The organism is Citrobacter sp. LST-B2, assembly GCF_057983045.1.
The window spans coordinates 740,869-759,890 of record NZ_CP192598.1 but is presented as its reverse complement, the minus strand read 5'-3'; the positions used below and the strand labels follow the sequence as shown (position 1 = coordinate 759,890).

The following is a 19,022-nucleotide window of genomic DNA, read 5'->3' as shown; positions in this document are numbered from 1 at the left end:
GGCCCGTTGACATATCAATGTTCCACTTCTAACTTTCTGGCGTTCATTGCCTGCTGGCAGTAGTGCGCGTAGCGTTTGCAAAACCAGCTGCGGTGCTCTTCATCCATATTGCCGGTAACCGCCTGGATATCAACAGGGCGACCTTCAGCCTGCATTCTGGCAAAACTCCGCGCCAGGAAATCGAAATTGTTCATCGAATAAACACTGTTGTTCATTAGCATATCCTCCAGTCGGTGAATCTCTGTTAAGGTCATATGCTTTTTTCTGATACCAGTATTTACCGGGAGGCGTAGCAGGTTTGTACATATTGTGCGCAAATCAGTTGCCTGATGTCACACTTTGGGAACACGGGTGATGCCCGATTTCCAGACATCACCGCCAGTGGTTATTTATCGCTGTCTTTCTGAATTTTTTTGATGATATTGGTGGTGGAGCAACCGTCTTCAAAGTTGAGCACCAGCACTTCGCCGCCGTTGGCCCACACCTCTTCACTACCGGCAATCTCTTCTGGCTTATAGTCACCACCTTTCACCAACAGATCCGGTAATACGCCTGCAATCAGGCGCTGCGGCGTATCTTCTTCAAAGGAGACCACCCAGTCAACGGCTTCCAGCGCGGCCAGCACGATCATCCGCTGTTCGAGCGGATTCACCGGGCGCGTTTCCCCTTTCAGCCGTTTCGTCGATGCATCGCTGTTGACCGCGACAATTAAGCGATCGCCCAGCTTACGTGCGTTTGCGAGATAGGAGACGTGACCGGCGTGCAGAATGTCAAACACCCCGTTGGTCATGACGACTTTCTCACCACGCTTACGGGCACTGGCAACGGCCTGCTTCAGCTCGTCTTCTGTCATCACGCCAAAGCCGGTTTCCGCACGGCCGCGTACCGCGTTTTCCAGTTCGATAGGCGACACAGTGGAGGTCCCCAGCTTACCGACCACCACACCCGCCGCCGCATTGGCGAAGAAGCAGGCTTCTTCCAGCGAATTACCGGCAGCCAGCGTCGCCGCCAGCACACCAATAACCGTGTCGCCCGCACCGGTCACGTCATACACTTCCTGCGCCTGCGTCGGCATATGCAGCGGGGCTTTGCCCGGTTGCAGCAGTGTCATCCCTTGCTCGGAGCGGGTGACCAGTAGCGCGGAAAGCTCGAAATCGGCAATCAGCTTCATGCCACGTTCAACAATTTCTTCTTCGCTTTTGCATTTTCCTGCCACCGCTTCGAACTCAGAGAGGTTTGGCGTCAGTAGCGTCGCGCCGCGATAGCGGGCAAAATCAGTCCCTTTCGGATCGATCAGCACCGGCACTCCGGCTTTACGCGCCAGCGCGATCATCTGCTGAACGCTGGCCAGCGCGCCTTTCGCATAGTCAGACAGCACCAGCGCCCCAATCGAGCTCAGCGCCTGGTTGATACGCTCATGCAGCGGCTGCGGATCCACACCTTCAAAACCTTCTTCGAAGTCGAGACGAATCAGTTGCTGGTTGCGTGAAAGCACGCGCAGTTTGGTGATAGTAGGATGGGTCGGGACAGAAACAAAGTCGCATTTCACGTTCACGTCCGCCAGCGTTTTGCTGAGCGCGCGCGCGGCATCGTCAATACCGGTCAGTCCGACCAGGCGCGAATTTGCTCCCAGAGAGGCAATGTTCATCGCCACGTTCGCCGCACCGCCCGGACGTTCTTCGATGGTATCGACTTTCACCACCGGTACCGGCGCTTCAGGTGAAATACGGCTGGTGGGCCCGTACCAGTAGCGATCCAGCATCACATCACCGACAACCAAGACTCCTGCACGTTCAAACTCTGGCAGCGTTACTTTCATTCCTGTCTCCTGAGAGATTCAAAATTTGCGCGCGATAATAGCACACTTCATTCTTCAACCAGCCACTTCTGCCAGCTTGCCCGCACCAGCGTACGTTCCGCCTCAAAACACGTTTGCGTCACATGGCCTGGCAGCTCCTGTAAGGCAAGGTGATGTAACTCATCGCGCAGCGTGGTGTAGGCGTGGGTCAACGCCATCGCCTCCTGCTCGTCCATAATGTCGTTTTGCGCTAACAGTTCCAGAATGCGCACATTATCCGACCAGCGGGTCAGTTTGGGTTTGTCATGGGCATAACGTAGCACCAGATATTGCGTGATAAATTCGATATCCGTAATACCGCCTTCATCAGCTTTAATATCAAAGCGATCGCGATGTTTATTGCCCAGATGCGCGCGCATTTTTTCACGCATTTCGCGCACCTCGTTCTGCAACGTTTTGCCATCGCGAGGCTGCGTCATAATATCGCGACGCACCGAATCAAACTGCGAGGTCAGTTGCGGGTCGCCGTAAACCACTCGTGCGCGCACCAGCGCCTGATGCTCCCACGTCCAGGCCTCATTTTTCTGATAATCCGCAAAGGACTCTGTGGAAGTCACCAGCATCCCCGCAGCCCCAGACGGACGCAACCGGGCATCCACTTCATACAGGATGCCCGAGGAGGTGCGGGTGCTGAACAGATGCATAATGCGCTGCGCCAGCCGCAGATAGAACTGCCGCCCGTCAATTTCCCGTTCACCGTCGGTCATCACGTCAACGGGGCAGTCATGCAGGAAGATCAAATCGAGATCGGAGCTGTAGCCCAATTCCCAACCGCCCAGCTTGCCGTAGCCTACCACCGCAAAACCGCGTCCTGCACGCTCGGTAAGATGCGTCGGCTGGCCGTAGCGCGCCACCATTTGCAGCCACGCTTGTTGCACAACGGCGTCAATCATCGCCTCCGCCAGCCAGGTCAGGTGGTCGCTGACTTTCATCACCGGCAGCGTACCGGCAATATCCGCGGCGGCAATACGCAGCAGTTGCGTTTGCTTGAACTGCCGCAGGGCTTCCAGCTGTTGTTCTTCATCATCTTCCGGGACGCGCAGTAAATACTGACGTAACTCATCACGATACGCGTCGGTCGCCGTCGGCTGATAGAGCGTATTCGGATCGAGCAGTTCATCGAGCAGCAGCGGATAGCGCGCCAACTGACTGGCGACCATCGGCGACGCTGCGCAGAGCGAAATCAGATGCTTCAGTGCGCCGGGGAATTCACTCAGCAGCTCCAGATAGGTGGTGCGGGTGACAATCCCCACCAGCAGCGGCGTAATGCGCGACAGCGGGAGAGACGCGTCCTGGCGCGTGCAGACATCACTCAGCAGGTGCGGCATCAGGTGGTCGAGCACCTGGCGACCGCGCGGGCCTATCGTGCGTTTATCCAGTTCTTTACGGAAATCGGCAATCAACGCCAGCACGCGCAGGCGATCGTCATCCGTAAGATGCGACAGCACCGGCGGCGTGTCATCTTCCTGCAAGGCATCCTGCCACAGTTCGCGCCACTGTTCCGAGAGCGCATCTTCCTGCGTGTCAGTTTCGTCATCGCCTATCAGCTCGTTAAACACGCGCCGAACGTTCGCCATGTGCCCTTCCAGCGTTTCCATCAGCTGCGACCAGTTATCCGCATTCATTCCCCAGGCCAGCCGCGCCCGGTTAAGTTCATCGCCCGGCAGCGTCTGAGTCTGTTCATCGTTAATGCTTTGCAGCAGGTTTTCCAGTCGACGCAGGAAGAGGTAGGCCAGTCGCAACTGTTCGGCATCGTTTTCCGGCAGCAAATGCAGTGCGGCGATCGCGCTTAACGTCGGCAGCAGTGAACGCGATTGCAGCGACGGCTCACGCCCGCCGCGAATCAACTGAAATACCTGCACAATAAATTCGATTTCGCGAATGCCGCCCGCGCCGAGCTTGATGTTATCTTTCAGCCCCCGGCGACGAACTTCACGGGCAATCATCCCCTTCATATTGCGCAACGACTGGATCACACTGAAGTCGATATAACGGCGGAAGACGAATGGGCGCAGCATGGCGCGCAGTTCATCGACATAACGACCGTCGGTATCGCCCATGATCCGCGCCTTGACCATCGCGTAGCGCTCCCAGTCGCGCCCTTGCTCCTGGTAATAATCTTCCAGCGCCGCAAAACTCAGCACCAACGGGCCGCTGTCGCCAAACGGACGCAGCCGCATGTCCACCCGATAGACAAAACCATCCTGGGTAGGCTGATCCAGAACCTTGATCAGCCGCTGCCCCATGCGTGTAAAAAACTGCGCGTTATCGAGTTCGCGGCGTCCCCCCTGGGTAGAGCCGTGCTCAGGCCAGGCAAAGATCAGATCGATGTCCGAAGAAAAATTCAGCTCACCGCCGCCCAGTTTGCCCATGCCTAAAATCAGCAGCGGCTGTGGGATACCGTCCTGACTGCACGGCGTTCCCCATTCCCGACAGCAGGCGTCGTACAGCCAGTCGCGCGCGCTGACGATCAGCGTTTCGGCCAGATGGCTTAACTGTTGCAGAATGTCGGTATCGTCCACCAGCGACAGCGCCTGCGCCCAGGCAATGCGCACCATCACGCGGCGGCGAAACAGACGCAGCTCATGCATCAGCGCCGCTTCATCATTCACCGTTGCCAGCGCCGCCTGTAACCATTCGCCGTATTGTTGCCAATCATCGGCCTGCGGCGGCGCGCTTTCCAGTTCCGTCAGCCAGTGAGGATGTGCAATGATGCTGTCCCGCACAAAATCACTGAATGTAAGTACTGACTTCGCTTGTACGCCAGATACGGATTCAGGTAACTGCTCTGCAATGGTTTGCCAGTACTGCTGTAACGGTGACGAAAGCGGCTTCATTAAAAGGTTCCTTGTAACGTTGCCGGATGGGGGCATTACGCCTTATCCGGTCTACAAAACATGTCGATCCGTAGGCCTGATAAGCGCAGCGCCATCAGGCACTCCGGTTATCGTTTCCCGCTGTGCAACCAGAACGGTTGCTGGTTGTTCGCCTCATTGCGGAAATGTTCAATTTCAATGTGTTGGCCGTTGGCAATAGCGTGATACAGCCCTTGCCAGTTCTCCAGCCAGGCCTGAACCACCGGCGTATCGTAATACCCCGCCAGCAGCAAAACGGTGTCGATATCGCGGCGTAAACGCGGCAACTGATCGCGATACTGGTCACCCAGCGGTTGTCCAAAAACGCTTTTCAGCTCAGCGGCGGTACGCGAAAGATGGATATCGGCGAAGCGCTTGAAAGAATCCGCCATTTTGGCCTGCGCCTTTGCATCCAGAAACGGCTGCCAGGCTTTGGTCACCAGCCACTCAGTCAGCGCCAGTTTCGCCATCGCCGTTTGGGTGGTATACACCGCCGTCACGGCAGAAACCGCAGAAGCGATGGTCGCTTCCGACTGGGTGAGCAGATCACGTAAGTGAGCGCTCGCTTTACGCGGAACGATGCCGCCAAACAGCATCAGGGTGTGACGCACCAGGCCCATCGCGGCCAGCACATGCGCCTTCGCGGCCTTATTGTCGCGAACCCAGAGTTCTTCGTGGTACTGCCATTGTGCCAGCGCCAGCTCCAGAGCGGCTTCCAGCCCGTGTTCCACGCTGGCTTTCGCGGGTGCTTTCAGCACCGCAGTCGGTTTGATCTCGCGTGGAGGATTCCCCTGCGCCAGATGATATCCACGCGCCGCTTTACTCAGGCTGCCCTGGCGCAGACCCGCCTGGTTCACCAGCTGATTCGCCAGCTTCAGAACCGCCCGGGTGTCGCCGCTCAGCAGTTCAAGCTCCAGCTCGCAAATCGGCTCCGCCAGTTCACCTGCTTTCACTTCGCCTAAATCGAGGGCGATTTCAATCTGGCTGCCATCCACGGTCAACAGCCATTTTTCACGTTCAAAATCGGTGCTGAACAGCGGCTGCACGCGGGAGAGGAGATCGGCAGGCAGCTCACCGTTGGGCCACACCTCCGGCGGAAATTGCGTTAAATCCAGCGTGGGCTCATTCAGGGGAACATTGTATTCCGGTCGCTGGTGTAAACCGCCGGTCACTCGTCCGGCAATTTTTAGGGTCATCTCATAGCGACCTTTCTCCCCACGAATACGCAGCCCCATATCGTGACCACGCAACCACTTATCCTCGGTCTCGTAGTAAATATTCAACAACGGGCTGGGTGCATGATGCTCGCCTCCGAGCGTATTCAGATGGTCACGCAGCGCGTTCACGGCGTCGTGATTAACGATAAATTTTAATTCAATTTCCTGAGCCATGGCCTTGTACTTACCGGTTATGTCACATAAGAGAGAATCACGACGAACTTACGGTGATCTTTTTTGTCAGTAGATAGTATTTTGCGCCAAATTGCCATGCAACGAGCAATTTGACGGGCGTAAAAGTTTTGAAGTAGCGGTAAACCGGACACAGATGATTCCGATTGATGTTGAATGCTTTGCGTAGAGACACTGATACCACTACTATCGTTCCACTTTCTATGACAATAACGACAGCCTGATGCCAAAATTACGCCTGATTGGATTTATGTTACTCGCACTTAGCGCTACTGCCGTGTCTCACGCCGAAGAAAAGCGCTATGTCTCTGATGAACTGAACACCTGGGTCCGCAGTGGTCCGGGGGATAATTATCGCCTCGTTGGCACGGTCAACGCGGGCGAAGAAGTCACACTGTTACAAACTGACGCCAACACGAACTACGCGCAGGTTAAAGACAGCACCGGGCGGACGGCCTGGATCCCGATGAAAGAGCTGAACAGCACGCCCAGCCTGCGCACCCGCGTGCCGGATCTGGAAAATCAGGTCAAAACGCTGACCGATAAGCTCAACAATATTGACACCACCTGGAATCAACGCACGGCTGACATGCAGCAGAAAGTGTCGCAGAGCGACAGCGTGATCAATGGGCTGAAAGAAGAGAATCAGAAGCTGAAGAACGAGCTGATTGTGGCGCAGAAGAAGGTCAGCGCCGCGAATTTGCAGCTTGATGATAAGCAACGCACCATCATCATGCAGTGGTTTATGTATGGCGGCGGCGTGCTGGGACTTGGCCTGCTGCTCGGTTTGATCCTGCCGCACATGATCCCAAGCCGAAAACGCAAAGACCGCTGGATGAACTAAATCGCCTTCTCCGCCACACTGTCATATGATTAAGGGATTGTATTTCCCTGGAGAGGTGGTGTGGCGTGAAGATTTATCTGGTCGGTGGTGCGGTTCGGGATACGCTGTTAGGGCTACCGGTTAAAGATAAAGATTGGGTGGTGGTTGGTGCCACGCCGCAACAAATGCTCGACGCGGGCTACCAGCAGGTAGGTCGCGATTTTCCTGTTTTTCTCCATCCGCAAACCCACGAAGAGTATGCCCTGGCGCGTACCGAGCGTAAGTCTGGCTCGGGCTATACCGGATTCACCTGTTATGCCGCGCCGGACGTCACGCTGGAAGACGATCTCCAGCGCCGTGACCTGACCATTAATGCCCTGGCGCAAGATGGTGACGGTGAGATCGTCGATCCCTATCACGGTCGGCGCGATCTGGAGCAACGCCTGCTGCGCCATGTTTCACCAGCCTTTAATGAAGATCCGCTTCGCGTCCTGCGGGTGGCGCGTTTTGCCGCCCGCTATGCGCATCTGAGCTTCCGCATTGCTGACGAAACCATGGCCCTGATGCGCGAAATGACGCACGCCGGTGAACTGGAACACCTGACGGCAGAGCGCGTGTGGAAAGAGACCGAGAACGCGTTAACCACGCGTAACCCGCAGGTCTATTTCCAGGTCTTACGCGACTGTGGCGCGCTACGCGTGTTGTTCCCGGAGGTTGATGCGCTGTTTGGCGTCCCTGCTCCGGCGAAGTGGCATCCGGAAATCGATACCGGGATTCATACCCTGATGACGTTGTCGATGGCGGCGCTGCTCAGTCCGGAAGTTGACGTGCGTTTTGCCACGCTGTGTCATGACCTCGGCAAAGGCCTGACTCCGCCGGAGCTCTGGCCGCGTCACCACGGGCACGGCCCGGCGGGCGTCAGACTGGTCGAACAGTTATGCCAGCGCCTGCGCGTCCCGAATGAAATCCGTGATTTAGCCAAACTGGTGGCGGAGTTCCACGATCTCATTCATACCTTCCCGATACTGCAACCTAAAACCATCGTGAAACTGTTTGATTCAATCGATGCCTGGCGCAAACCGCAACGCGTAGAGCAAATTGCGCTCACCAGCGAAGCTGACGTGCGCGGACGGACGGGATTTGAAGCCGCGGATTATCCGCAGGGGCGTTTGCTGCGGGAAGCGTGGAAAGTGGCGCAATCGGTGCCCACCAAAGACGTTGTCGAGGCCGGATTTAAAGGTATTGAGATTCGCGAGGAGTTGACCCGACGCCGGATTGCGGCGCTTGCCCGCTGGAAAGAGACTCGCTTCCCGAAGGCGGTCAATTAAGGTGTGAATGCCGGATGGCGCTGCGCTCATCCGGCATGAGAGGTCGGTCAGAAAAACACCACGTAGACCGCCGCGGCGACGATAAAACGATAGATCGCGAACGGTATGAAGGAGATCCGCTTAATCAATTGCAGGAAGGTTTTGATGGCAACCAATGCAACTACGAAGGCGGTGACAAAACCGACGGCAAACATGGGGATATCAGCCGCCGTCAGAAACGACCAGCTTTTGTAGAGATCCAATGCGGTGGCCCCCATCATCATCGGTACGGCCAGCAGGAACGAAAATTCAGACGCGGCATAACGGCTCACACCCATCAGCATCCCGCCGGAAATGGTCGCCCCGGAACGGGAGAAACCCGGCCACAACGCCAGGCACTGGAAGCAGCCAATCATGAATGCCTGACGGTAAGTCATGTCGTCCAGACCCGGTGCGCGCGGTTCTTTCGGTTTCAGACACTCTGCAGCGATCAACAGTAAACCGCCCACCACCAGCGCATACATCACATTAACCGGGTTAAACAGCGATTTGATCGTATCGTGGAAGACCAGTCCCAACACCACCGCCGGGATCATCCCCAACAGAATGTGGATCAGCGTTAAACGGCCTTTACTTTCCCCTTCACGCTGCAACGGACGACCAAAGTGAATACCGATCAGGCCAAACAGACGCCGCCAGAACATCACCACTACCGCGAGAATGGACCCCAACTGGATCACCACTTCAAACGTCTTTGCCGTATCACCCTCAAATCCCAACAGGTGGCCCACAATGATCATGTGTCCGGTGCTGGAAACTGGCAAAAACTCCGTCAATCCTTCGACCACACCCAAAATTGCCGCAATCAGCAGCGAGTGCATATCGCTCATCAATAAACCCCTAAGTAGAAAAATTTACAGCGCAAAATGATCCAGCTTCATACCCTCAATAATTTGCGTGCAGCCAACGCACATGCAACCTGAAGTATGACGGGTATAGGACTCTTTTATATCCGTTTGGTTTAACAAATATGAAGATAATTATTTTTCTTTCAGATTATTGCTACGCTCAATGATTACGCCCACATTGGCCGCGCGCGCCACCGCGCCGGGCTTACTGAGTTTGATGCGCACCCACGGCGAATTAAAGCGCGTCAGCAGCAGTTCGGCCACCTCTTCGGCAACGCGCTCCACCAGCGCGAAACGCCCGCCTTCTACATGATTAACAATCGTCTCGGCGATATCCGCATAGCTCAGGCAATCGGCGACATCGTCACTTTTTGCTGATTTTCGGTTATCCCATGCCATTTCGATATCGAACACCAGCTTCTGTTCAATCGTCTGTTCCCAGTCGTAAACACCAATAGTGGTGATTACCGAAAGTTGCTCTATAAATACAATATCCATCACGACCTGCCTGCTTTTTGGCTAACCCGGATACCACTTCCGGCGAAATATGCGTATTATCCACAGAAGTAGCGTTTTACACGACATTTTCAAAACGGAACAGCTTATGAGTGCAATCGCGCCTGGAATGATCCTCTTCGCGTACCTCTGCGGCTCCATTTCCAGTGCCATTCTGGTCTGCCGCATTGCTGGCTTGCCCGATCCGCGTAGCAGCGGCTCCGGCAACCCTGGCGCGACCAATGTGTTACGAATCGGTGGCAAGGGAGCAGCCGCAGCGGTCCTGATTTTCGACGTCCTGAAAGGGATGTTGCCCGTCTGGGGCGCGTATGCGCTGGGCGTTAGCCCGTTCTGGTTAGGTCTTATCGCCATCGCCGCCTGTCTGGGGCATATCTGGCCAGTCTTCTTTGGCTTCAAAGGAGGAAAAGGCGTGGCAACAGCCTTTGGCGCTATCGCGCCTATCGGTTGGGATCTCACCGGCGTAATGGCGGGCACCTGGTTGCTCACCGTTCTGTTAAGCGGCTATTCATCGCTGGGAGCGATCGTCAGCGCGCTGATTGCCCCGTTCTATGTCTGGTGGTTCAAACCGCAGTTCACCTTCCCGGTCTCCATGCTGTCGTGCCTGATTTTGCTGCGCCATCATGACAACATCCAGCGCCTGTGGCGCCGCCAGGAAACGAAAATCTGGACCAAACTGCGCAAGAGACGCGAGAAAGATCCCGAGTGAAGTTGGCCGGAAATGGCGTTGTCCAGCCCGGCCTACAGCACCTGATAGCCCTCGTCCGGCTTGCCTAAGCGCTGCTGGCACCATGCTGCCAGAAACTCCACACAGACTCTGAGCTTCACGCTGCGGTACAGTGGTTCCTGATATACCGCCCAGATGTTGGCGCTCTGCGCATATTCCGGCAACACTCGCACCAGTTTGCCGCTTACCAGAAACGGCTGCACATCCCACTCTGAACGCAACATGATGCCTTTGCCCTCCAGCGCCCATTGCAGAACGACTTCACCGCTGTTGGAAGAGAGATGCCCGCTCACTTTGACCGATTTTTTCGTCGTGCCATTTCCCAGTTCCCATATTCCGTGCGTCATGTCACGCTCTTTTGTCACCAGGCAATCATGGTTACTTAATTCCTGCAAGGTTTTGGGTTCAGGATATTTTTGTAAATATTCTGGGGAAGCACACAATATTCTTTTATTCTTTGTTAACAAATGCGCAATATAATAATCCGGGATCTCATCGTTAATACGAATATCGAGATCGATATTATCCTGAACCAAATCAATTTGCCGATCGAAGAGTTCAAAATGGACCTGTAACTCAGGATAATTGCGCATCAATTCGGTAATCGCAGGTGCAATATGACTGCGGCCAAATCCGAAGCTACAGCCAATACGAATCATCCCTTCCGGGCGCGTTTTGATTTGCGTCACATCATCAATCAGGCGCTGATATTGCGTCAGGATCACCAGTGCCTGTTCATAACAACGCTGACCGCTTTCCGTCAGCGCCACCCCGCGCGCCGAGCGGTTAAGCAGCGTAGTGCCGAGCGTAGTTTCCAGAATCTGGATCCGCTTCGTCACAAAGGCAGGCGTTTGTCCGAGGGCGCATGCTGCGGCGCTAAAACTGCCCGTATGGACGATTTCCACCAGCACCTGAAGGTCTTTGGCTAAGGGCCAGTTTTTGAGCATTTTTCGGGGTGTCCATGATAATTGATACCTGAAGTGTAATTCGCAATCTAAGGTTAATCTCTGCCTTTGCTCAATTTTCATCATCTTTCTTCAGCATCATTCACGAACTGTTAATTGCATATACACAGTGGCAAATAATATAAAACCACACATTCAATGGTAGTTTGTGAGGGAGAATTTATTTCCAGACAAATAAAAGAACTGGAGTTGACATGATGAGCAATCAAAATAATCAAAATGCGGTTAATACGCTGACGGAAATAGTCGCCAATTTTACCGCCATGATTTCCACGCGCATGCCCGACGATGTGGTGGACAAATTAAAACAGCTACGGGATGCCGAAACCTCAAAGATGGGGCAAATCATCTACCACACGATGTTCGACAACATGCAGAAGGCTATCGATCTTAACCGTCCGGCTTGCCAGGACACCGGTGAGATCATGTTCTTCGTGAAGGTTGGCTCCCGTTTCCCGCTATTGGGTGAGTTGCAAAGTATTCTCAAGCAAGCGGTGGAAGACGCCACGGTGAAAGCGCCGCTGCGCCACAACGCGGTAGAAATTTTTGACGAAGTGAATACCGGTAAAAATACCGGTAGCGGCGTACCGTGGGTGACATGGGACATTGTCCCTGATGGCGAAGACGCGGAAATTGAAGTTTACATGGCCGGCGGCGGCTGCACGTTGCCGGGGCGCTCCAAAGTGCTGATGCCTTCCGAAGGCTACGAAGGCGTGGTGAAGTTCGTCTTTGAAAACATCTCGACGCTGGCCGTCAACGCCTGCCCGCCGGTGCTGGTCGGTGTGGGGATCGCCACCTCCGTTGAAACCGCCGCCGTGCTGTCCCGTAAAGCGGTACTGCGTCCGATCGGCACCCGCCATCCGAACCCCAAAGCGGCAGAGCTTGAATTGCGTCTGGAAGAAGGGTTGAACCGGCTGGGCATTGGCCCGCAGGGGCTCACCGGCAACAGTTCGGTGATGGGCGTGCATATTGAATCCGCCGCGCGTCACCCGTCGACCATTGGCGTCGCTGTCTCTACCGGCTGCTGGGCGCACCGTCGCGGTACGCTGCTGGTCCATTCTGACCTCTCCTTCGAAAACCTGTCTCACACCCGGAGCGCGTTATGAAAAAGATCCTCACAACCCCGATCAAAGCCGAAGACCTGGAAGACATCCGCGTTGGCGATGTGATCTATCTGACCGGTACGCTGGTGACCTGCCGCGACGTCTGCCACCGCCGCCTGATCGAACTAAAGCGCCCGATCCCCTACGACCTCAACGGTAAAGCGATTTTCCATGCCGGACCGATCGTGCGTAAGAACGGTGAAAAATGGGAGATGGTCTCCGTCGGCCCCACCACCAGCATGCGCATGGAAGCCTTTGAAAAAGAGTTCATTGAGCAGACGGGTGTCAAACTGGTGGTGGGTAAAGGCGGCATGGGGCCGCTAACGGAAGAAGGTTGCCAGAAGTTCAAGGCGCTACACGTGATCTTCCCGGCAGGCTGCGCGGTGCTGGCAGCCACTCAAGTGGAAGAGATCGAAGAAGTACACTGGATGGAGCTCGGTATGCCGGAATCGCTGTGGGTTTGCCGGGTGAAAGAGTTCGGTCCGCTGATTGTCTCTATCGACACCCACGGCAACAACCTGATCGCCGAAAACAAAAAACAGTTCGCCGAACGTCGCGGTCCCATCGTCGACGAAATCTGCGAACACGTGCATTACATCAAATAACCCTTCCGGAGAGGCCTCGGCCTCTCCCTCTTTCGCAGGGATACGACAATGGCACCTTTATCTGGTTGGTGGCGATATCTGGCTCCGCTGGTGGTCATCGCCATTATTGCTGTTTTGCCCGTCCCCACCGGTCTTGAGAGCCACACCTGGCTCTACTTTGCGGTCTTTACCGGGGTTATCGTGGGACTCATTCTGGAACCGGTACCCGGCGCAGTCGTGGCGATGATTGGGATATCAATTATCGCGGTTCTCTCGCCGTGGCTTTTGTTCAGCCCCGAACAACTCGCCCAGGACGGATTCAAATTTACGTCCAAAGCGCTCTCGTGGGCAGTTTCTGGTTTTTCTAACTCGGTGATCTGGTTGATTTTCGCCGCCTTCATGTTTGGCACCGGCTATGAAAAAACCGGCCTCGGTCGGCGTATCGCGCTGATGCTGGTGAAAAAAATGGGGCACCGCACGCTGTTTCTCGGCTACGCGGTGATGTTCTCCGAGCTGATTCTTGCTCCCGTTACACCGTCTAACTCCGCACGCGGCGCAGGGATCATCTACCCGATTATCCGCAACCTGCCGCCGCTCTATAATTCAAAACCCAACGATCCCAGCGCCCGTTCCATTGGTTCTTATATTATGTGGATGGGGATCACCGCCGACTGCGTGACCAGCGCCATTTTCCTGACGGCGATGGCACCGAACCTGCTGCTGATTGGTCTGATGAAGACCGCGTCCCATACGGCGCTGAGCTGGGGCGACTGGTTCTTAGGCATGCTGCCGCTGAGCATTCTGCTGGTTCTGTTGGTGCCGTGGCTCGCCTATGTGCTATATCCGCCCGTGCTGAAGTCGGGCGATCAGGTGCCACGCTGGGCGGAATCGGAACTCAAAGAGATGGGGCCGCTCTGCTCGCGTGAGAAAAAGATGCTGGTGCTGATGGTAGGCGCCCTGGTGCTGTGGATCTTCGGTGGGGACTACATCGATGCCGCGATGGTCGGTTACAGCGTCGTTGCCCTGATGCTGGTGCTGCGCATCATCTCCTGGGATGACATCGTCAGTAATAAATCGGCGTGGAACGTCTTCTTCTGGCTGGCCTCGCTTATCACCCTCGCAACCGGACTGAACAACACCGGCTTTATCACCTGGTTTGGCAAACTGCTGGCGAGCGGATTGAGCGGCTACTCACCGGTGATGGTGATGATCGCGCTGATCGTGGTGTTCTGGCTGTTGCGTTACTTCTTTGCCAGCGCCACGGCGTATACGTCCGCGCTGGCACCGATGATGATCGCCGCCGCGCTGGCGATGCCGGAAATTCCCTTACCGGTCTTCTGCCTGATGGTCGGTGCGGCTATTGGTCTGGGCAGCATTCTCACTCCGTATGCGACCGGACCAAGCCCTATCTACTATGGCAGCGGTTATCTGCCGACCGTGGATTACTGGCGGCTGGGGGCAATTTTCGGTCTGATTTTCCTGGTGCTGCTGCTGGCGACCGGGCTTATCTGGATGCCTCTCGTTTTGCTTTAACCCCGTTGGGGCGGCAGGGCTGTCGCCCCTTTTTTCCATAAGCGTCTCATATGACCGTTTTCCCGCCGCGCTGAGGCATACTTTTTGCTATGCAAACACCCTCACGCTGAGAAGGGAAACGCTCTGGAAACCCTTGCGCACAAGACACCGACACGGGGCTGGCAGGCCGAACTCGACCTGCGGTTTAGCCATACCGCGCACAAAACGGTGCTCACCCATGCACGCCACGTCGGTCCCCTGACGGTTCAACGGCCATTTTATCCGCAAGACGATGTTTGCCACCTCTATTTACTCCACCCGCCCGGCGGAATTGTCGGCGGTGATGAGCTGCACATTTCCGTCACGCTGGACGAAAACAGTCACGTATTAATCACCATGCCCGGCGCGGGTAAGTTTTATCGTAGCGCAGGCCCACAGGCGTGCCTGCATCAGACGTTCACGCTGGCCCCAAACGCGACGCTGGAATGGCTGCCGCAGGATACGATCCTGTTCCCCGGCGCTAACGCCAGCCTCCGCTCCGTATTTCATCTCACCGCTGAAAGCCACCTGCTGGGCTGGGATCTGCTCTGCCTCGGGCGACCGGTTATGCAAGAAACGTTCAGCCACGGCACGCTGCATAACCGTCTGGAGATCTGGCGCGACGGGCAGCCGCTGCTCATTGAACGCCTGACGCTGAGGGATGGGGATCTCTCGGCCATCGCCAGCCAGCCGTGGTGCGGTACCCTGCTCTGCTATCCGGCTACGGAACAGATGCTCGACGGTGCGCGGGAACGTCTTGCTCCGCTCGGTGATTATGCCGGGGCAACGCTCGTCGACTCACTGCTGACGGTTCGTTTTCTGGCTGACGACAACCTGATTGTTCAGCGCGTCATGCGCGAAATCTGGCAGTTTTTACGCCCGCTGTTAACCCAAAAACCACCGCACCTGCCGCGCATCTGGCAAACCTGAGAGACGCTTATGGAACTGACCCCCAGAGAAAAAGACAAACTGTTGCTCTTTACCGCCGCGCTGGTCGCAGAACGCCGACTGGCGCGGGGTCTGAAACTGAACTACCCGGAATCGGTGGCGCTCATCAGCGCATTCATCATGGAAGGCGCGCGCGACGGTAAAAGCGTCGCCTCGTTGATGGAAGATGGCCGCCACGTTCTGAACCGTGAGCAGGTGATGGAAGGCGTTCCGGAAATGATCCCGGACATCCAGGTGGAAGCGACCTTTCCGGACGGTTCGAAGTTGGTCACCGTTCACAGCCCGATCGTCTAAGGAGAACCCATGATTCCAGGCGAATACCGGATCGCAGCGGGAAACATTGCGATCAACGTAGGGCGCGAAACGCGCACGATCGTGATAGAAAACCATGGCGATCGCCCTATTCAGGTGGGATCGCACTACCACTTTTACGAGGTCAACCCGGCGCTCCGCTTTTCCCGCGAATCCGCGCTGGGTTTTCGGCTGAATATTCCGGCGGGAACGGCGGTACGTTTTGAACCGGGCCAAAAGCGAGAAGTCGAACTGGTTCGAGTGGCGGGCGCACAGCGTATTGTTGGCTTTCGCGGCGACGTCATGGGTGCGCTGGAGGTGAAGCATGGCTGAGATTTCCCGGCAGGCCTATGCCGACATGTTCGGCCCGACCACCGGCGATAAAGTACGTCTGGCGGACACGGATCTGTGGATCGAAGTGGAAAACGACCTCACCACCTATGGCGAAGAGGTGAAATTCGGCGGCGGCAAAGTGATCCGCGATGGCATGGGCCAGGGACAGATGCCGTCTCAGGAATGCGTGGACCTGGTAATCACCAACGCGCTGATCGTCGATCACTGGGGGATCGTCAAGGCGGATATCGGCATTAAAGACGGCAGGATCTTTGCCATCGGCAAAGCCGGGAATCCGGATATTCAGCCTGACGTAACGATCCCGATCGGCGTCGCCACCGAAGCGATCGCCGGTGAAGGCAAGATCGTGACCGCAGGCGGCGTGGATACCCATATTCACTGGATCTGCCCGCAACAGGCGGAAGAGGCGCTGGTCTCCGGCGTGACGACAATGATTGGCGGCGGTACCGGACCGGCAGCTGGCACCAACGCCACCACCTGTACGCCGGGGCCGTGGTACATCGCCCGGATGCTACAGGCGGCGGATACGCTGCCCGTCAATATCGGTCTGCTGGGCAAAGGCAATGGCTCCCACCCCGATGCACTGCGCGAGCAGGTTGCCGCCGGTGCCATCGGCCTGAAAATTCACGAAGACTGGGGCGCGACGCCTGCGGCTATCGACTGTGCGCTAACCGTGGCCGATGAGATGGACATTCAGGTGGCGCTGCACAGCGATACTCTGAACGAGTCAGGCTTTGTCGAAGATACGCTGGCGGCGATTGGCGATCGTACCATCCACACCTTTCACACCGAAGGGGCCGGCGGCGGGCATGCGCCTGATATCATTACCGCCTGCGCGCACCCGAATATCCTGCCCTCCTCTACTAACCCGACGCTGCCCTATACCGTCAATACCATTGATGAACACCTCGACATGCTGATGGTTTGCCACCATCTCGATCCGGATATTGCCGAAGACGTGGCCTTTGCCGAATCACGGATCCGTCGGGAGACCATCGCCGCCGAAGATGTGTTACACGATATTGGCGCGTTTTCTCTGACCTCATCGGATTCACAGGCGATGGGGCGCGTGGGAGAAGTGATCCTGCGCACCTGGCAGGTGGCGCACCGGATGAAGGTTCAGCGCGGTCCCTTGGCCGAGGAGACGGGGGAGAACGATAATCTGCGCGTGAAGCGCTATATCGCCAAGTACACCATTAACCCGGCACTGACCCACGGTATCGCTCACGAAGTCGGCTCCATTGAAGCCGGAAAGCTGGCGGATCTGGTGCTCTGGTCACCGGCCTTTTTCGGCGTAAAGCCTGCAACGATCGTGAAAGGCGGCATGATCGCCTGCGCACCAATGGGGGACATCAATGCTTCCATCCCCACGCCGCAACCGGTGCATTACCGCATGATGTTTGGCGCGCTCGGCGCGGCGCGTCATCATTCCCGGTTGACTTTTCTGTCGCAGGCGGCGGTGGAAAACGGTGTCGCACAGCAGCTCAATTTGCAAAGCCAAACCGCCGTGGTGAAAGGCTGCCGGACGGTGAAAAAAGCCGACATGATCCACAACAGCCTGCAACCGACTATCACCGTGGATGCCCAGACCTACGAGGTCCGCATCGACGGCGAACTCATTACCAGCGACCCCGCTGACGTTCTGCCGATGGCGCAACGTTACTTTTTATTTTGAGGAGCCGAGATGCTGTTATTGACGCAACGCGTTGACACCCCAGCGCACATCACCGCCACGCTGACGCTGCCGATTGATATCCGCGTGAAGAGCCGGGCGAAAGTACAGCTCAATGACGGGCGTGAGGCGGGGCTGATGCTGCCCCGAGGCTTGCTGCTGCGCGGCGGTGATTGCCTGAGCACTGAAGATGGCACGGAGGTGGTAGAAATTATCGCTGCCAGCGAAGCGGTATCGGTGGTGCGTTGCACCGATCCGTTCCTGCTTGCGAAAGCCTGCTACCACCTCGGCAACCGTCACGTCCCATTGCAAATTTTGCCGGACGAACTGCGCTATCACCACGATCACGTTCTGGACACCATGCTGCGCCAGTTCAGGTTAGAGGTGACCTTTGCCCATCTGCCGTTTGAGCCCGAGGCCGGGGCGTATGCCGGTGAATCCCACGGCCATCACCACAGCCATGCGCACTGATGCGTGACGCACAACAGCAGTTGCGTTTGCTGCAACTCGCCAGCAGCAGCCTGCCGGTGGGCTCGTTTACCTGGTCCCAGGGGCTGGAGTGGGCGGTTGAAACCGGCTGGGTGAACAGCGTGGACACCTTCGAATGCTGGCAAACCCGACAGATGGAAAATAACGTTTTCACCGTCGACCTGCCGCTGTTTGCCCGTCTGTATCACGCCTGTGAGCAGGATGATATTGACGCCGCACGCCGCTGGACCGCGTATCTGCTGGCCTGCAGGGAAACCCGCGAGCTGCGGGAAGAAGAACGTAGCCGGGGTGTCGCGTTCACCCGACTGGTGGTCGACTGGCAGCCAGAGTGCCCGCAGCAATGGCGCGCACGTTTTGCCGACAGTCAGCTCTGCGGTATGGCCTGGCTCGGCGTGCAGTGGCGCATTCCGCTGCATGACCTGGCGTTAACGCTCGGCTACAGCTGGATCGAGAGCGCCGTGATGGCCGGCGTCAAGCTGGTGCCGTTTGGCCAACAGGCCGCGCAACGGCTGATTATTTCACTTTGCGCGCAATACGCCAAAGGCATGGCGCAAGCGCTGGCGTGTCCGGACGACCGTCTGGGTTCCGCCACGCCGCTGGCGGCCATCGCCTCTGCACGCCATGAAACCCAATATTGCCGTTTATTTCGCTCCTGAGGAGAGACA

19 protein-coding genes are annotated in these 19,022 nt (G+C 56.5%); 12 read left to right on the top strand and 7 right to left on the bottom strand.

Features of this window, described 5'->3' with window-relative positions:
- Positions 1-14: 14 nt before the first annotated feature.
- The 4 genes from glgS to ACQ0PY_RS03710 all read right to left on the bottom strand — a co-directional run bounded on the left by glgS (position 15) and on the right by ACQ0PY_RS03710 (position 6,104).
- Positions 15-221 (bottom strand): cell surface composition regulator GlgS, encoded by a 207-nt coding sequence (gene glgS / locus ACQ0PY_RS03725; RefSeq protein WP_080343280.1) that lies wholly within the window; start codon positions 219-221, stop codon positions 15-17.
- A gap of 164 nt (positions 222-385) precedes the next feature.
- Positions 386-1,819, bottom strand: coding sequence for a bifunctional D-glycero-beta-D-manno-heptose-7-phosphate kinase/D-glycero-beta-D-manno-heptose 1-phosphate adenylyltransferase HldE (hldE, locus tag ACQ0PY_RS03720; protein ID WP_042998180.1), 1,434 nt, complete (start codon positions 1,817-1,819; stop codon positions 386-388).
- Between the two features lie 47 nt (positions 1,820-1,866).
- Positions 1,867-4,695 carry a bifunctional [glutamate--ammonia ligase]-adenylyl-L-tyrosine phosphorylase/[glutamate--ammonia-ligase] adenylyltransferase gene (gene glnE / locus ACQ0PY_RS03715; protein WP_109739823.1) on the bottom strand — a complete coding sequence of 943 codons (2,829 nt, stop codon included), beginning with the start codon at positions 4,693-4,695 and terminating at the stop codon, positions 1,867-1,869.
- A 107-nt stretch (positions 4,696-4,802) separates the two neighbouring features.
- Positions 4,803-6,104 (bottom strand): CYTH domain-containing protein, encoded by a 1,302-nt coding sequence (locus ACQ0PY_RS03710; RefSeq protein ID WP_044328098.1) that lies wholly within the window; start codon positions 6,102-6,104, stop codon positions 4,803-4,805.
- A gap of 241 nt (positions 6,105-6,345) precedes the next feature.
- Between ACQ0PY_RS03710 and ACQ0PY_RS03705 the strand changes: the two genes are divergently transcribed.
- Positions 6,346-6,966 carry a TIGR04211 family SH3 domain-containing protein gene (locus ACQ0PY_RS03705; RefSeq protein ID WP_042998183.1) on the top strand — a complete coding sequence of 207 codons (621 nt, stop codon included), beginning with the start codon at positions 6,346-6,348 and terminating at the stop codon, positions 6,964-6,966.
- A 65-nt stretch (positions 6,967-7,031) separates the two neighbouring features.
- Positions 7,032-8,273, top strand: a complete 1,242-nt coding sequence (locus ACQ0PY_RS03700; RefSeq protein ID WP_044265588.1) for a multifunctional CCA addition/repair protein — start codon at positions 7,032-7,034, stop codon at positions 8,271-8,273.
- A 47-nt stretch (positions 8,274-8,320) separates the two neighbouring features.
- Here ACQ0PY_RS03700 and bacA read toward each other — a convergent pair whose 3' ends face one another.
- Positions 8,321-9,142, bottom strand: coding sequence for an undecaprenyl-diphosphate phosphatase (gene bacA / locus ACQ0PY_RS03695; RefSeq protein ID WP_042998185.1), 822 nt, complete (start codon positions 9,140-9,142; stop codon positions 8,321-8,323).
- Positions 9,143-9,292: 150 nt separating this feature from the next.
- Positions 9,293-9,658: a bifunctional dihydroneopterin aldolase/7,8-dihydroneopterin epimerase gene (gene folB / locus ACQ0PY_RS03690; protein WP_042998186.1), complete on the bottom strand. Its 366-nt coding sequence runs from the start codon at positions 9,656-9,658 to the stop codon at positions 9,293-9,295.
- Between the two features lie 106 nt (positions 9,659-9,764).
- Between folB and plsY the strand changes: the two genes are divergently transcribed.
- Complete coding sequence (gene plsY, locus ACQ0PY_RS03685) at positions 9,765-10,382, top strand: glycerol-3-phosphate 1-O-acyltransferase PlsY (RefSeq protein WP_042998187.1); 618 nt, start codon at positions 9,765-9,767, stop codon at positions 10,380-10,382.
- 32 nt (positions 10,383-10,414) lie between these two features.
- Here plsY and ttdR read toward each other — a convergent pair whose 3' ends face one another.
- Positions 10,415-11,347 carry an L-tartrate utilization transcriptional activator TtdR gene (gene ttdR / locus ACQ0PY_RS03680; RefSeq protein WP_099433658.1) on the bottom strand — a complete coding sequence of 311 codons (933 nt, stop codon included), beginning with the start codon at positions 11,345-11,347 and terminating at the stop codon, positions 10,415-10,417.
- Positions 11,348-11,559: 212 nt separating this feature from the next.
- On the opposite strand from ttdR, the gene ttdA reads away from it, so the two are divergent.
- The 9 genes from ttdA (at position 11,560) to ACQ0PY_RS03635 (ending at position 19,013) form a co-directional block, all read left to right on the top strand.
- The gene (gene ttdA, locus ACQ0PY_RS03675) at positions 11,560-12,471 is read left to right on the top strand and encodes a L(+)-tartrate dehydratase subunit alpha (RefSeq protein ID WP_086512708.1); all 912 of its coding nucleotides are present in this window, start codon (positions 11,560-11,562) and stop codon (positions 12,469-12,471) included.
- Complete coding sequence (gene ttdB, locus ACQ0PY_RS03670) at positions 12,468-13,073, top strand: L(+)-tartrate dehydratase subunit beta (RefSeq protein WP_042324302.1); 606 nt, start codon at positions 12,468-12,470, stop codon at positions 13,071-13,073. Before ttdA ends, ttdB begins: the two co-directional genes overlap by 4 nt.
- Positions 13,074-13,121: 48 nt before the next feature.
- Positions 13,122-14,585 (top strand): anion permease, encoded by a 1,464-nt coding sequence (locus ACQ0PY_RS03665; protein ID WP_042998189.1) that lies wholly within the window; start codon positions 13,122-13,124, stop codon positions 14,583-14,585.
- A gap of 123 nt (positions 14,586-14,708) precedes the next feature.
- Positions 14,709-15,533 (top strand): urease accessory protein UreD, encoded by an 825-nt coding sequence (locus tag ACQ0PY_RS03660; protein WP_197028124.1) that lies wholly within the window; start codon positions 14,709-14,711, stop codon positions 15,531-15,533.
- Between the two features lie 9 nt (positions 15,534-15,542).
- Positions 15,543-15,845: an urease subunit gamma gene (locus tag ACQ0PY_RS03655; RefSeq protein WP_042998190.1), complete on the top strand. Its 303-nt coding sequence runs from the start codon at positions 15,543-15,545 to the stop codon at positions 15,843-15,845.
- A gap of 9 nt (positions 15,846-15,854) precedes the next feature.
- On the top strand, positions 15,855-16,175 hold the full coding sequence (locus ACQ0PY_RS03650) for an urease subunit beta (RefSeq protein WP_061070593.1): 321 nt from the start codon (positions 15,855-15,857) through the stop codon (positions 16,173-16,175).
- Entirely contained in the window at positions 16,168-17,871 is a 1,704-nt protein-coding gene (gene ureC / locus ACQ0PY_RS03645) for an urease subunit alpha (protein ID WP_109739822.1), read from the top strand. The genes ACQ0PY_RS03650 and ureC overlap by 8 nt, the downstream gene beginning before the upstream one ends.
- A gap of 9 nt (positions 17,872-17,880) precedes the next feature.
- Positions 17,881-18,339, top strand: a complete 459-nt coding sequence (gene ureE, locus ACQ0PY_RS03640; RefSeq protein ID WP_042998193.1) for an urease accessory protein UreE — start codon at positions 17,881-17,883, stop codon at positions 18,337-18,339.
- A complete protein-coding gene (locus tag ACQ0PY_RS03635; protein ID WP_042998194.1) occupies positions 18,339-19,013 on the top strand; it encodes an urease accessory protein UreF in 675 nt (224 codons plus the stop codon). Before ureE ends, ACQ0PY_RS03635 begins: the two co-directional genes overlap by 1 nt.
- Positions 19,014-19,022 lie beyond the last annotated feature (9 nt).

Excerpts from the sequence above, each read along its gene's own strand:
- plsY (WP_042998187.1), top strand. The coding sequence starts at position 9,765 with ATGAGTGCAATCGCGCCTGGAATGATCCTCTTCGCGTACCTCTGCGGC.
- ACQ0PY_RS03710 (WP_044328098.1), bottom strand. The coding sequence starts at position 6,104 with ATGGCTCAGGAAATTGAATTAAAATTTATCGTTAATCACGACGCCGTG.
- ACQ0PY_RS03705 (WP_042998183.1), top strand. The coding sequence starts at position 6,346 with ATGCCAAAATTACGCCTGATTGGATTTATGTTACTCGCACTTAGCGCT.
- ttdB (WP_042324302.1), top strand. The coding sequence starts at position 12,468 with ATGAAAAAGATCCTCACAACCCCGATCAAAGCCGAAGACCTGGAAGAC.
- folB (WP_042998186.1), bottom strand. The coding sequence starts at position 9,658 with ATGGATATTGTATTTATAGAGCAACTTTCGGTAATCACCACTATTGGT.
- ACQ0PY_RS03655 (WP_042998190.1), top strand. The coding sequence starts at position 15,543 with ATGGAACTGACCCCCAGAGAAAAAGACAAACTGTTGCTCTTTACCGCC.
- ttdA (WP_086512708.1), top strand. The coding sequence starts at position 11,560 with ATGATGAGCAATCAAAATAATCAAAATGCGGTTAATACGCTGACGGAA.
- glgS (WP_080343280.1), bottom strand. The coding sequence starts at position 221 with ATGCTAATGAACAACAGTGTTTATTCGATGAACAATTTCGATTTCCTG.
- ACQ0PY_RS03665 (WP_042998189.1), top strand. The coding sequence starts at position 13,122 with ATGGCACCTTTATCTGGTTGGTGGCGATATCTGGCTCCGCTGGTGGTC.
- bacA (WP_042998185.1), bottom strand. The coding sequence starts at position 9,142 with ATGAGCGATATGCACTCGCTGCTGATTGCGGCAATTTTGGGTGTGGTC.
- ttdR (WP_099433658.1), bottom strand. The coding sequence starts at position 11,347 with ATGCTCAAAAACTGGCCCTTAGCCAAAGACCTTCAGGTGCTGGTGGAA.
- ureC (WP_109739822.1), top strand. The coding sequence starts at position 16,168 with ATGGCTGAGATTTCCCGGCAGGCCTATGCCGACATGTTCGGCCCGACC.
- ACQ0PY_RS03635 (WP_042998194.1), top strand. The coding sequence starts at position 18,339 with ATGCGTGACGCACAACAGCAGTTGCGTTTGCTGCAACTCGCCAGCAGC.
- ureE (WP_042998193.1), top strand. The coding sequence starts at position 17,881 with ATGCTGTTATTGACGCAACGCGTTGACACCCCAGCGCACATCACCGCC.
- ACQ0PY_RS03650 (WP_061070593.1), top strand. The coding sequence starts at position 15,855 with ATGATTCCAGGCGAATACCGGATCGCAGCGGGAAACATTGCGATCAAC.
- glnE (WP_109739823.1), bottom strand. The coding sequence starts at position 4,695 with ATGAAGCCGCTTTCGTCACCGTTACAGCAGTACTGGCAAACCATTGCA.
- hldE (WP_042998180.1), bottom strand. The coding sequence starts at position 1,819 with ATGAAAGTAACGCTGCCAGAGTTTGAACGTGCAGGAGTCTTGGTTGTC.